13 protein-coding genes are annotated in these 12,087 nt (G+C 59.6%); 2 read left to right on the top strand and 11 right to left on the bottom strand.

The window, feature by feature from the left end:
• Positions 1-19: 19 nt before the first annotated feature.
• The 4 genes from VDP61_RS13070 to VDP61_RS13055 form a co-directional block, all read right to left on the bottom strand.
• On the bottom strand, positions 20-361 hold the full coding sequence (locus VDP61_RS13070; protein ID WP_323007307.1) for an OmpA family protein: 342 nt from the start codon (positions 359-361) through the stop codon (positions 20-22).
• Positions 351-1,061, bottom strand: a complete 711-nt coding sequence (locus VDP61_RS13065; RefSeq protein ID WP_323007306.1) for a hypothetical protein — start codon at positions 1,059-1,061, stop codon at positions 351-353. Before VDP61_RS13065 ends, VDP61_RS13070 begins: the two co-directional genes overlap by 11 nt.
• Positions 1,062-1,176: 115 nt before the next feature.
• Positions 1,177-1,893 (bottom strand): GNAT family N-acetyltransferase, encoded by a 717-nt coding sequence (locus tag VDP61_RS13060; protein WP_323007305.1) that lies wholly within the window; start codon positions 1,891-1,893, stop codon positions 1,177-1,179.
• Positions 1,890-2,612 carry a competence/damage-inducible protein A gene (locus VDP61_RS13055; RefSeq protein WP_323007304.1) on the bottom strand — a complete coding sequence of 241 codons (723 nt, stop codon included), beginning with the start codon at positions 2,610-2,612 and terminating at the stop codon, positions 1,890-1,892. Before VDP61_RS13055 ends, VDP61_RS13060 begins: the two co-directional genes overlap by 4 nt.
• A gap of 137 nt (positions 2,613-2,749) precedes the next feature.
• Here VDP61_RS13055 and map point away from each other — a divergent pair, with 137 nt between their 5' ends.
• A complete protein-coding gene (gene map / locus VDP61_RS13050; RefSeq protein WP_323007303.1) occupies positions 2,750-3,634 on the top strand; it encodes a type I methionyl aminopeptidase in 885 nt (294 codons plus the stop codon).
• Between the two features lie 141 nt (positions 3,635-3,775).
• Here map and VDP61_RS13045 read toward each other — a convergent pair whose 3' ends face one another.
• The 7 genes from VDP61_RS13045 to VDP61_RS13015 all read right to left on the bottom strand — a co-directional run bounded on the left by VDP61_RS13045 (position 3,776) and on the right by VDP61_RS13015 (position 11,666).
• Entirely contained in the window at positions 3,776-4,681 is a 906-nt protein-coding gene (locus VDP61_RS13045) for a LysR family transcriptional regulator (protein WP_323007302.1), read from the bottom strand.
• A 404-nt stretch (positions 4,682-5,085) separates the two neighbouring features.
• On the bottom strand, positions 5,086-7,101 hold the full coding sequence (locus VDP61_RS13040; RefSeq protein ID WP_323007301.1) for an NADPH-dependent 2,4-dienoyl-CoA reductase: 2,016 nt from the start codon (positions 7,099-7,101) through the stop codon (positions 5,086-5,088).
• Between the two features lie 53 nt (positions 7,102-7,154).
• The gene (locus VDP61_RS13035) at positions 7,155-7,763 is read right to left on the bottom strand and encodes a queuosine precursor transporter (RefSeq protein WP_323007300.1); all 609 of its coding nucleotides are present in this window, start codon (positions 7,761-7,763) and stop codon (positions 7,155-7,157) included.
• Between the two features lie 103 nt (positions 7,764-7,866).
• Entirely contained in the window at positions 7,867-8,766 is a 900-nt protein-coding gene (locus VDP61_RS13030) for an esterase-like activity of phytase family protein (protein WP_323007299.1), read from the bottom strand.
• Complete coding sequence (mepA, locus tag VDP61_RS13025) at positions 8,739-9,644, bottom strand: penicillin-insensitive murein endopeptidase (protein ID WP_323007298.1); 906 nt, start codon at positions 9,642-9,644, stop codon at positions 8,739-8,741. Before mepA ends, VDP61_RS13030 begins: the two co-directional genes overlap by 28 nt.
• Positions 9,645-9,648: 4 nt before the next feature.
• Complete coding sequence (locus VDP61_RS13020; protein ID WP_323007297.1) at positions 9,649-10,989, bottom strand: MFS transporter; 1,341 nt, start codon at positions 10,987-10,989, stop codon at positions 9,649-9,651.
• A 143-nt stretch (positions 10,990-11,132) separates the two neighbouring features.
• The gene (locus VDP61_RS13015) at positions 11,133-11,666 is read right to left on the bottom strand and encodes an acyl-CoA thioesterase (protein WP_323007296.1); all 534 of its coding nucleotides are present in this window, start codon (positions 11,664-11,666) and stop codon (positions 11,133-11,135) included.
• 128 nt (positions 11,667-11,794) lie between these two features.
• On the opposite strand from VDP61_RS13015, the gene VDP61_RS13010 reads away from it, so the two are divergent.
• On the top strand, positions 11,795-12,082 hold the full coding sequence (locus VDP61_RS13010; RefSeq protein ID WP_323007295.1) for a YggT family protein: 288 nt from the start codon (positions 11,795-11,797) through the stop codon (positions 12,080-12,082).
• The last annotated feature ends 5 nt before the right edge of the window (positions 12,083-12,087 follow it).

Genomic DNA, 12,087 nt, shown 5'->3' with positions numbered 1-12,087 from the left:
CGCCCCCCTGCCGCAAAACCTATTGGGTTGCGGTCAGGACAGCCTCAACCCTGCGGTTCTTTTGCCTGCCCTCTTCGGTCAGGTTGCTTGCAATCGGCGACAGATAGCCAACCCCTTGCGCCTCAACCTGCTTTGGCGGGATACCATACGCCTCAATCAACCGCGCGCGCACCGAGGCCGCCCGACGTTTGGAAATCACGATATTGCCATCCAGACCGCCCGAGGTATCGGTATGGCCAACCAGCGCCACGGTTTTGTCCGGGTTTGCCTTTAGCCACTCGGCCAATTCGGCCAGGGATGCATAGCGCCCTTCGGTCAGGTCGGCGGCGCCGGTGCCAAAATCAAGGCCATCAAGCACCATAGCGCCCCCAGCAACAAGCCGCGCAACTGCGGCCCCCTTTGCCCCCCCCCTCTGCGGGCAACAGCGCGGGCCGGTTTGATGTGCTCAGCGCAACGCTGGCACCGCCGCCCGCGGTAAACCCATCCGTCGCCTTGTTGGTTGCTGCAAACAGCGCAAGCCCCGCATCTTCTACCGCACGGGTGATTTGCACAAAGCCCTTACTGGCCGAGCGGCTGACCATCAGGCCCACCACCTCGCGCCCGCCCGCTCTCTTGCGTTCGGCAGACAAGAACCGATAGTCGCCCAGATCAACATGCATCTGCGGTTCGGGCAGCACATCGGTTGCAAACCGAAAATCAAACCCGCCACAGCCCATAGTCTCACATTCAAAAACCGGCACGAATTCCGCCGCAATCAGTTGCGCCCGCAAGGGCTGCATCAGGTCCAGGCTGCTCAGCCGGGGTACATCCACCTGCCAGGCTGCCCGCTCTACCATGCCATCCACCACCTGCACGGGCACATCGCCATCCACCCAACGCCCGGTGGGCATCGGATAGCTGGCCCGCGCCATCACCGGTTTCGCCGTGGCCGTGGCCGGGCCAGGAAATTCCAATGTGAACGCCGCAGTAGAACCGGCGAACAGGCACAGCATTGCGGCGCTGCACACCCACAAGGGCACCGATGGTGCGACTGATCGTGCCAGGCGGTCGGGTCGGGTCAATACTGCGGCCCCCTTCAGGGTTGTTGGCCTTCCATCTTGAACGGATCGCCTGCGAAGCAAAAGGTTCACGCATTTGGTTTCGCGGCATCCCGCGTCATATCCTACGCAAAAAGCCTTAGCTGTGTCTTACCCTGTAATGATAGGTGCCCACGGCTTGCATGCCAAGCGCGGCATAAAGCGCGCGCGCCGCCACGTTTTCTTCGGTAACCGCAAGGCACAGGCTTTCGGCTCCATGATCTTGCGCCCAGATTGCCGCCATCCGCATGATATTGATGGCAGAGCCCTGTCTGCGCTGCGTGGGAGACACCTCCAACGCATGCAGCATCGCGATTTTGTGATGACAGGCAACAAAGGCAACGCCTGATGCGCGATCATTCACGCGGCCCAGAATACTGGTTTTGGGGCCCTTCACCCGATGCATCACCGCCAACCGGCCCGGCCCTATGCCCGCCTCGGCCCACAGATCAACCGCGATGCTTAATGGCGGCCAGATGGAAAAAGCCGACATGGCCGAAGGCGCAGGCATAGCCAGATCAGCCAGCGCAGCGGCATACAGCACCACCGGATCGTGGCGCAGATACCCCCGTGCCGCAAGCATGGCATCCAGACGGCCATCGCCATGGCGCAGCATGAACAGCGGCGCTTGGCCAAGGGCTGTCATTGCTGCTTCGGCCTGTGGGATATCGCTGGCTTCAAATGCGGCCTCTGGCGTTGCCGCCGAAACCCTTTGGCCGCCGCCGCTTCCTTCGCGAATCAGCCAGGGGCCAACATGCCGATAGCTGGCCGCAGGCCAAGTGTGATCAAGCACGTCATAAATCAGGTCAGGCGTCATGCTGGAAACAGCGCGGCCAGCCGGGTCATTGCTGCGGCAATCTGGCCCGCATCGGTGCCGCGGATCACCAGATTGGTGCCATAAGCCCCGTTCACCACGAACGGATACGAGCCCATCGACAGATCCGGAAAATCTGCCGCCAAGGCACCAAAAGTCTCGGCTACCTCGCCCTCGCCCCGGTCCACCCGCAAAGATTGGCTGAGCAGCGGTGCGCCCCCGGTCAGCCTTGGCAAGACACTGGCGACCATGGCCTGAAAAACATTCGGCACACCCGCCATCACATGCACATTGCCAATCGTGAACCCCGGCGCGGTAGAGATGGGGTTTTCAATCAACACCGCCCCGTCAGGGATTCGCGCCATCCGCTGCCGCGCCTCATTGAACGGCATCCCTGACCGCTGGTAATGCGCGGCCAGCAGTGCCATTGCATCGGCGCGCTGGCTGATTCGCACGCCAAAGGCCTGCGCAATCGCGTCTGCGGTGATGTCATCATGGGTTGGGCCAATGCCGCCCGAGGTGAACACATGGTCATAGCTTGCACGCAGCGCATTGACGCCCGCAATGATTGCTGGCGCATCATCCTGAACCACCCGCGCCTCGGCCATGGTGATGCCGTGGCGGGTCAGTTCGCCCGTCAGAAAATGCATGTTGCTGTCACGGGTGCGCCCCGTAAGGATCTCATCACCGATGACCAGCATCGCGGCGGTCGGGTTTGTCATTTCCGTCTCCTTCGAAAAGGCTATGGTTTGGTATAGGGCCGTGCCGCGCGGTTTCAAACCCAGATTTTCGCCGGGGTCTGGCCTTTTTGGCACAGTGGCAGTATTCAGGGGGAAATTATGTGAAACGAGGCCCAGGTTTGGACGAGACACGCGGACGGATTACCAAAGACGGCATTCGCATCTATGAAGACGCGGATTTCGCGGGCATGCATGCGGCGGGCAAAGTTGCCGCCGAAATTCTGGATATGGTCGGCCCTTTGGTCGTGCCGGGTGTGACCACCGCAGCGCTGGATGATTTCATCACCGCCGAGGTAGAGCGGCGCGGCGTTACCTCGGCCACCATCGGCTATCGTGGCTATCAGCACGCATCCTGTATTTCGGTCAACCATGTGGTTTGCCACGGTATTCCGGGCGGTAAAATTCCGAAACGGTCCAATGATGTCATCCAGGATGCGGATATTCTGAACATTGATGTCACAATCATTCTGAATGGCTGGTTTGGCGATAACAGTCGGATGTATGTGGCCGGCACGGCCAAACCCTTTGCCCAGCGGTTGATGAAGGTAACGCATGATAGCCTGATGCTGGGCATCGAGGCGGTAAAGCCGGGCAATACCTTTGGTGATATCGGTTATGCGATCCAATCCTATGTTGAAAAGCAAGGGCTTTCGGTGGTCCGCGATTTTTGTGGGCACGGGTTGGGGCGGGTGTTTCATGCGCCGCCAAATGTGCTGCATTATGCAAATTTTCGTAAAGATGCGGCGGGAAACAAAGTTTCACTCACGGGTCGCGCGGTGAAAGACCCTACAGCGGTCCTGGAAGAAGGCATGTTCTTTACGATTGAACCGATGGTCAATATGGGCCGCGCTGAAACAAAAGTGCTTTCAGACGATTGGACAGCGATCACCCGCGACGGAAAATTAAGCGCGCAGTATGAACATTCGATCGGGGTGACCGCCACCGGCGCCGAGATTTTCACGCTTTCGCCTGCGGGCCTGTACAAAGACGCATTCGAACGCTGAGGCTGCGCGGCCAAACAAACAAAGCACTGACACAAAGGCCTATTCCTGAAAATTCAGCCCCGTCATCTATAGGCAGGGGGCAAGGCCATGTTGGCCACAGCCCCGTGCTTTTTCAGATCAATCACCTTGCTGGCCGGCAGATCACCAGCTATCCGGCCCCTTGTCGGAATAGCGCCGCGCCAGAAAGTCGATGAAGGCGCGCACTTTTGGCTGGGTAAAGCGGCCCGGCGGATAGACCGCATAGACGCCAAGGGTTTCAATCGGAAGGCCGGGAATTGCCTCTTCCACCTGGCCCTGCCGCAACGCCTCGGCATATAAGAACGAGGGAAGATAGGCGATACCAAGGCCCGAGATAGCGGCATTCAGCAGCGATTGCCCATCGTTGACCGTCAACCAACCTGCGGTACGCACCTGGCGCTTCTCACCCGAGGGCGCAGGAATTTTCCACACATTGCCATTGGCCTGGTTCGAGTAATGCAAAAGCTTGTGGTCGTTCAGATCGTCGATTTTCATCGGGCGTCCGAATTTCTGAAAATAGCTTGGCGCGGCGATCATCCGCTTGGTTGTTTCCGTCAATTTACGGGCGCGCAGGCTGCTGTCTTCCAGGTCGCCGATCCGAACAGCCATATCAAAGCCTTCGGAAATCAGTTCGACATAGCGATTGTTCAGCACCATATTCACGGTGATATCAGGGTATTCCAGCAAGAAATCCCCCAAGATCGGCGACAAAAGATTAACGCCAAAATCCGTCGCCACGCTGATACGCAGCAGCCCCGAGGGCGCAGATTGCATCGAGGTAACCAGCGCATCCGCCTCGCCTGCATCATTCAGCACCCGACGGGCGCGGTCATAATAGGCAAGGCCAATTTCGGTCGGGCTGACCCGGCGCGTGGTACGGTTCAGCAGACGCGCACCCAGCCGGGCCTCCAGCGCTGAGACGTGCTTGGAGACGGCAGATTTGGAAATCCCCATCTTTTTGGCCGCATCAGTAAAGCCCCCTTGATCCACCACAGTGGCAAAAGCTTCCATTTCGGTTAGTCGGTCCATTGTTTTCCCCATGCGGTAAGTGCAGGTCTATTGCCATTACTGTTCCCCAAATCGGGCAAGATAGGGGCGCTCGCGCGGCCAGTCCGGGGTATTTGCGCGGATCGTTAATGAAGGGGAAACAGCGAAAGTCGCAAAAAGGCGCGGATTTGGTCGGCTTTTGGGGGCGAAAAAGGGGGCCGCGAAAGCCGCCGGACGGAATTTTGTTTCCGGTTGAGGGCCGGATCGGCGCTGTTTTGGCAAAAATCCGCAACCATATGTGCGATATGCGGAACAAATTTCCGGCCAGCCTAAAGCGTTTCGCCTTGAAGCCCCCTTACAAATCGCTGCCTGAAATCAAAGATTTCAACGCGTTATGTGATAGGCCCTGTTTCAAGTCAAAGGCGAAACGCTATAGGTATCGGGGGTTAAAATGCCGCCGCCAGGCGCGCGCCCTGGTCAATGGCCCGCTTTGCATCCAGCTCTGCTGCAACATCGGCGCCACCAATGACGTGATGCGCAATGCCAGCGGCGCCCAAGGCATCGGCCAGCACAGGGTTTGGCACTTGGCCCGCACATAACACGATCGTATCCACAGCCAGCAACTCCGGCCCATCGGCCGTACCGATTTCCAACCCCTCCGGCACCACGGCTTCATAAGAAACACCGCCGCGCATCTCGACATTTTTCATCTGCAGGGCGGCGCGATGAATCCAGCCGGTGGTTTTGCCCAAACGTCGCCCCAGCTTTTCCGCCTTGCGTTGCAACAAGGCAACCTGCCGCGCGGGGGCTTCGGGTTGCGGGCCCGCAGCCGCCAAACCACCCGCCACATCCGCCGGGTCGCCCACCCCCCATTCGCGTTTCCACAAGGCCAAGTCTTCGGTCGGCGAGATGCCGGAATGTACCAGATACTCGGCCACATCAAAGCCAATCCCCCCCGCGCCGATAATCGCCACCCGTTTGCCCACGGGCGCGCCGGTCAGCACCGCCTCATAGCCCAGCACATTGGGCGCATCCTGGCCCGCGATGCCGGGGTCGCGCGGCATAACGCCAGTGGCCACGACCACCTCGTCAAACCCGGCCAAATCCTGGGCGGTCGCGCGGTGGTTCAGATGCAGTTTCACCCCGGCAACGGTCAGCATGCCTGCAAACCAATCCACCAGCCCGCGAAACTCCTCCTTGCCGGGGATAACCTTGGCAAGGTTCAACAACCCGCCCACCTGCCCGGATGCCTCGAACAATTCCACCTGATGCCCGCGCTGCGCCGCGACAATGGCACACATCATGCCCGCAGCCCCTGCCCCCACAATCGCCACGGTCTTGGGTGTGGTCGTGGGGTCATAGCGCAGCTCGGTTTCCGCACAGGCGCGCGGGTTCACAAGGCATGATGTCAGCTTGCCGCTGAATGTATGGTCAAGACAGGCCTGATTGCAGGCGATACAGGGCGCAATTTCTGCCGCCCGCCCGGCCGCTGCCTTGACCACAAAATCCGCATCGGCAAGGAAAGGCCGCGCCATCGACACCATATCTGCCTGCCCGTCGGCCAGAATGCCCTCGGCCACATCGGGGGTGTTGATCCGGTTCGAGGTGATGACGGGAATCGAAACCTCGGGGCGCAAACGCGCCGTCAACCACGCAAAGGCCGCGCGCGGAACGGATGTCGCAATCGTCGGCACCCGCGCCTCATGCCAGCCGATCCCGGTGTTCAGCAGCGTCGCGCCTGCTGCCTCAATCGCGCGCGCCAGCTGCACCACCTCTTCCCAGGTAGAGCCATCCGGAATCAGATCAATCAGGCTGATGCGGTAAATCAGAATGAAATCCGGGCCAACGGCTTCGCGCACCCGGCGCACCACCTCAACCGGCAAACGCATGCGGTTGGCATAATCACCCCCCCAGCGATCTGTGCGTTTGTTGGTGTGACGGGCAAGGAACTGATTCAGAAAATACCCTTCCGACCCCATGATTTCCACCCCGTCATAGCCCGCCTCTTGCGCGCGGGCAGCGGCGGTAACGATAGCGGCGATTTGCGCCTCGATCCCGTCTTCATCCAATTCGCGCGGCACAAAGGGCGAGATGGGCGATTTGATCGGGCTGGCCGACACGCAATCCTTGCTATAGGCATAGCGCCCCGCATGCAAAATCTGCATTGCTATGCGCCCGCCCGCCGCATGCACCGCATCGGTCACGCCGCGATGGTTGGCAATATCTTTCGCTGAGAACAGTCCGGCAGCCCCCGGAAAGACGCCCCCCTCAGCGTTGGGGGCCATGCCGCCGGTCACGATCAGCGCCACCCCACCCCGCGCCCGTGCGGCATAAAATTCTGCCACCCGCGCCCAATCGCCGGTTTCCTCAAGGCCCGTATGCATCGACCCCATCAAAACCCGGTTCGGCAAGGTGACATAGCCCAGATCAAGCGGTGCCAAAAGATGGGGGTAAGACGACATGGAAAGCCCTTTCGAAATTGCGTGCCCCACCATGCAACGCAGCCGTCACACTGTCACCCCCAACGCCGCGTCATCATGCGAAATGGCATCAATGCCAGAATCGCCAGCATGAGTTTGACCCCCCAATCGGCAAGCGCCAATGAGACCCAAAGCGGCAAACCGGGGCCGATGCCCAACAGGGGCAGCATCTCATTCGCCCAGGCCACATCATTGCCCGGCTCCAGCCAGGCCAGCCCTGCCGAAAACGCAACCGTGAAAAAGATCACAGTATCGGCGCTGGCCCCCACCAAGGTTGACGCCAGAGGCGCACGCCACCACTTGCCCGCGCGCAAGCGGTCAAAAATTGCAACATCCAGAAGTTGCGCGGTCAGAAACGCCAGACCAGAGCCTGCGGCGATGCGCAGCGTCACCAGCGGGCCAAATTCGCCCATGATCTGCGTGCCGATGAATGAGCAGGCCAGCCCAACCAAAAACCCCACCAGCACCACGCGCCGCGCGGCTTTTGCACCGTAAAAGCGGTTCGTCAGGTCGGTAACCAGAAAGGCGAAAGGGTAGGTAAATGCACCCCATGTCAGCCATTGGCCGAACAGATATTGCACTAGGATATTTGACGCCACAACAATGGCCGCCATGGCAAGGATGCCGGGGATAAGTCGAGTCATGTATTTTGTTCCGTTTTAACAAGGTCGCGGAGACTTGGCCCCAAGAACAGGGACGGGCGGGCCTTACGCCTTGTGCGGCGGTCTTGTCAAGATCGGCTGCGCGTCACGGCTGCACACGGTATTCCACGAATTCGGTACGCTGCAGCCAAAAGAAATTGTCATCCGCGATCATGGTCAGGCGAATGTCTCCCTTGGGGTCGCGCCACACCGCAATACCTTCCAGGTTGTCATGCATGCCCGCCGGGCTTTGCAATTCCTGCCGTTCATCGGTGAAAATGTCATTTTTCAACGCAAAACTGCGCACCCGGCTGGAAAACCCCGCCATGCCATGAAAGCCACGCTCCAACAGATAAAGCCGCCCGTCAGGGCCAAAGTCGGCGCCAACCGCATCAAAACCCGGGCGGCGCGGCAGGGTCAGGGTCTGGTCCCATGTTCCTTTGCGATACCGATACACCGGCAGCGCACCAGCACCGCGCGGGCGTTCGGGCAGGGTGTACAGCGTCCCTTGCGCATCAATTGCCAGCGCCTCAAGGGCGCCATTTGCGGTAAAATTGGCAAATTCGGGCGGCCGCGGCAAATCTTTGCCGGGCTTGTCGAGGCTGGGAAACACCATCACCCGCGCCACAGCCTTGCCTTCAAAGCTGATATAGGCGGTGCCATCGGGGCCAATCGCCAGCCCTTCGCTATCGGCGCGCAGGCCGGCCAGCGGGCGGCTGCCGGTATCAAGCAAGGGGATCACAGGCGCGGCAGAAACCGCGGTGATCCGGCCATTTCCATCGCGCAGAATCTTGCCCCGGCTCCAACCGACGCGGTCACTGATCGCGGTAAACTCCAGCCCATCGGCTGACATCTCCAGCCCCGAAAAGCCGCCATGCTTGGGGTCATCGCTGGTCCAAACATAGGTAGAGATGAAATTGGGGGCCTGCACAGGCGCGGCGCTGCTTTCCAGCGCCAGTACCATTGCCAAGCCCGCAATCACTGCGCGGCGAGTACGTCTTTGCATTGGCCCGGAAGATCCGCCATTGTGTATTGCCTTGGGCCGCGTTTGGGCGGGGTAGGCTTGGGTTTCTTGGGCGGGTTCTTGACCTTGGGCGGGTTCAGGTAATCGGTCACCCACCACTTCAAAGTGTCGTCGCAGCCATTACCGCCGTTTGACAAACCCTCTACCGTCGGCTTTTGCGTTTGGCAAGATGAGGCACCGGGCGGGCATTTCAGCCGGACATGAAAATGCGTGTCATGGCCGTAAATCGGGCGAATTTTTTGCAGCCAGGATTTATCCGACGCGCGGGCGGTTTTGCACATTTCCAGCTTTACGGCAGCGGCCACGAAAATCCGGTCCACACGGCTGTCCGATGCGGCGGCCTTCATCAACGCGTGGTGGCTGGGCGTCCAGTTTCTGGTAACCGACCGCTGGTCGCTTGACCGCACCGGGATAGAGCTGATGGTTTCCCGTTCAGCCCGGCTCAGGTTCAGCCGGCTGGGCGGCAGCATCCAGATATCGGCATCCAGCCCGATCTGGTGGCTGGCATGACCGCTGGTCATCGGCCCACCGCGCGGCTGCGAGATGTCACCGATATAAAGCCCCTTCCAGCCGATAGAGACCGCAGTTCGGCTAAGATCTTCAAGAAAGTTGATCATGATTGGCTGGCCCCAGTTGCGACCGCGCGACAGGCGCATCGCTTGCCAGGTTGGCCCGGTTTCGGGCAGCGCCACCTGCCCCGCGCCGCAGCCCTTGGCATAGCTGCCAATCGGCATGGCGGCCTGGTTTGAGCCCTCTTTCTTGGCGCCGAACAACTGGTTCGCCAGGCTTTCGGCCTGGCCTGCCGCAGGCTGGCCAAGGGCCGCAACCAATGGCAGGATATAGAAAATCTTCTTGAACATCACATCATCCTACGCTGCGGTCACCCTGCGGTTTTACCCACAATAGCAGAAGCAGCCCAATAAGAAACAGTAGGATAAGCGGAGAAATGCCAAGCTGCTGGCTGCCCGTGATATCCGTCACCAAACCAATCGTCAGCGGTGCGACAAAGGATGTGGCCTTGCCCGCCAGCGCATAAAGGCCAAAAGCCTCGGTGATCCGCGCCGGGTCCGATTGGCGCACAAGCATGGTGCGGCTGGCCGCTTGCAGCGCCCCGCCTGCCGCCCCGATCACGGCGCCAAGGCAATAGAACGCAATATCCGGCAGCTTGCTTGTCGCCTCGACAGGGATACCGAAAACCGAGTTGCGCGAAACCATGATCACGCCGATCGCAACCAATGTCAGGACCAAAACACAGGCGGTTATCACTGGTTTGGGGCCAAAGCGGCTATCGGCCTTGCCGCCCAGCCATGCAAACAACGCCCCGGTCACCGAGGCCAGAATACCAAACACGCCGACTTGCGTGACCTGCCAGTTCAGCACCCCCGCCGCATAAATACCGCCAAAGACATACATGCCGTTCAACGCATCACGGTAAAACATGGAGGATCCGAGATAGGCAAACAGGCTGCGCTGTTTCGGCAACCCCCGCAAGCTGTGCTTCAGATCCGGGATGGCCGTTTTCACAGCGGCCCATACGCCCATCGCGGGTTTGCGCGGTGGCTCTTTGACCCAGAGGAAAAACGGAATCATGAAGACCGCATACCACAGCGCCGTCAGCGGCCCGACCGCGCGCGTGCCTTCACGCGCCGCAGCATCCAGCCCCAACAGGGGCGAAATGCCAAGCAGGGTTTTGCCGGTCGTTTTGCTCTCGGCCAGCAACAGCAGCATGATGATCAGCGCAATCAACCCGCCAACATAGCCAAAGGCCCAGCCGGAGCCCGAGATTTTGCCGATCTCTTTTTCATCGCCCAGGCTGGGCAGCATGGCATTGGTAAAGATCGTCGCAAACTCCATCCCGACAAGACCCAGGGCAAAGGAAAACATGACCACGAACAGATTGAAATCATCCGGGGCCGCATACCATAACCCCCAAGACCCAGCGACATAAAGCACCGAAAACAGAACGATAAACCGCATCCGTCCGCCTGCCTTATCGGCAATCACACCCAGCAAAGGCGCAAGCAGCGCGATAAACAACCCGGCAAGCCCGACACCGTAACCCCAAACCGCCTGTGCCCGGCTGCCATCGCCCAGCAGGTCTTTGATATAGGGGGCAAAGATAAAGGTGATCAGCAAAGTGTTATAGGGCTGGCTGGCCCAATCAAAAAAGTACCAGCCCAAGATGCGTTTCTTTGCCGATGTCATAGCGCCCCCTGTTTTCTGTTCCGATCAAGCCCGAAAGCGGCCCGCAACGCAAGCATTCTGGCGCAAAGGGCCGCTCTGACAGTTTCGGGCATGCCGCCGGCCAAGGCGGGATTTTTCGTAGAAAAATCGGGGGCCGATTTCGGCTAGCTCGTTCGCGGTGGCCAGGGGCGCTCGGCATCGGCGGCGATCCACGCCTGCACCCAATCGGGCAGCGCGGGGCTTTGTGTGGTTTGCCCCAGCAATTTAAGCACCTGCATTGGCGCGACGATCCCGGATTTTGAGGTGATGGCCGAACGCAGCAGCATATGGCTGGTACAATCACCATCTTTCCACATGCTTTGCTCCATATAGATAAAGCGATCATCCCAGCCGATGCAACGGCTGTGCATTTCCACCCGGTCAAACAACCGGACCCGGCGGCGATAGCGCGTACTGGCCCCGGCCACCGTCATACCCCAGGCGTTGCGCTTCAGCACTTTGTGCAGCCCTGTGCGCTGCCCCAGGGGAATACGCCCCAGATCATACAACGTCAGGGTACGGCCATTGTTCAGTTCCCGCCAGGGATCAATATCTTGCGGCCAGCAGCGATGATGGCTGATATGGTTGCCAAGAATGGGCAAGGCGGGGGCGTTGCGAAATTTGAACAGCTCTTTGAACATGCGCAGGTAGGGGTACATTGCGGGCTCCTTTTCCCGCGGGATGCCGCAGTGCTGCGCCATGGTCAAGCGAAACGCTGCGGAAACGGTTGCCCTTTGGCTGCGTGCGCAGTACCTATCCACAATCCCTAGTGGCCGGAGCCCGCAGAATGACCTCTTTGTTCCAAATTCTGATGATGATCTTGCAAGTCGCGCAGTTCATTATCATCGCTCATATCATCATGAGCTGGCTGATAAACTTTCAGGTTCTGAACCTGCGTCAACCCTTGGTTGCGCAACTCTGGGACGGGCTGAATAGGGTTCTGGAACCGGTTTACGGGCGCATCCGGTCATTTCTGCCGCAGGGCCTGGGCATAGATTTTGCGCCATTGGTCGCAATTCTGGTAATCTATGGTTTGCGCATCATCCTGCAAAACAACGTCAACGCGTTTTACTGATCCCT

This window comes from Pseudorhodobacter sp. (genome assembly GCF_034675685.1).
In the GTDB taxonomy this organism is placed as follows: Bacteria; Pseudomonadota; Alphaproteobacteria; order Rhodobacterales; family Rhodobacteraceae; genus Pseudorhodobacter.
Note: the sequence above shows the minus strand (reverse complement) of the source record. Positions and strands in the feature narration are given on the sequence as shown.

Bases quoted from the DNA above. Each gene is read 5' to 3' on its own strand.
- VDP61_RS13070 (WP_323007307.1), bottom strand. From the start codon at position 361: ATGGTGCTTGATGGCCTTGATTTTGGCACCGGCGCCGCCGACCTGACC.
- VDP61_RS13020 (WP_323007297.1), bottom strand. From the start codon at position 10,989: ATGACATCGGCAAAGAAACGCATCTTGGGCTGGTACTTTTTTGATTGG.
- VDP61_RS13045 (WP_323007302.1), bottom strand. From the start codon at position 4,681: ATGGACCGACTAACCGAAATGGAAGCTTTTGCCACTGTGGTGGATCAA.
- VDP61_RS13015 (WP_323007296.1), bottom strand. From the start codon at position 11,666: ATGTACCCCTACCTGCGCATGTTCAAAGAGCTGTTCAAATTTCGCAAC.
- VDP61_RS13055 (WP_323007304.1), bottom strand. From the start codon at position 2,612: ATGACAAACCCGACCGCCGCGATGCTGGTCATCGGTGATGAGATCCTT.
- VDP61_RS13030 (WP_323007299.1), bottom strand. From the start codon at position 8,766: ATGCAAAGACGTACTCGCCGCGCAGTGATTGCGGGCTTGGCAATGGTA.
- VDP61_RS13010 (WP_323007295.1), top strand. From the start codon at position 11,795: ATGACCTCTTTGTTCCAAATTCTGATGATGATCTTGCAAGTCGCGCAG.
- VDP61_RS13035 (WP_323007300.1), bottom strand. From the start codon at position 7,763: ATGACTCGACTTATCCCCGGCATCCTTGCCATGGCGGCCATTGTTGTG.
- VDP61_RS13040 (WP_323007301.1), bottom strand. From the start codon at position 7,101: ATGTCGTCTTACCCCCATCTTTTGGCACCGCTTGATCTGGGCTATGTC.
- mepA (WP_323007298.1), bottom strand. From the start codon at position 9,644: ATGTTCAAGAAGATTTTCTATATCCTGCCATTGGTTGCGGCCCTTGGC.
- VDP61_RS13060 (WP_323007305.1), bottom strand. From the start codon at position 1,893: ATGACGCCTGACCTGATTTATGACGTGCTTGATCACACTTGGCCTGCG.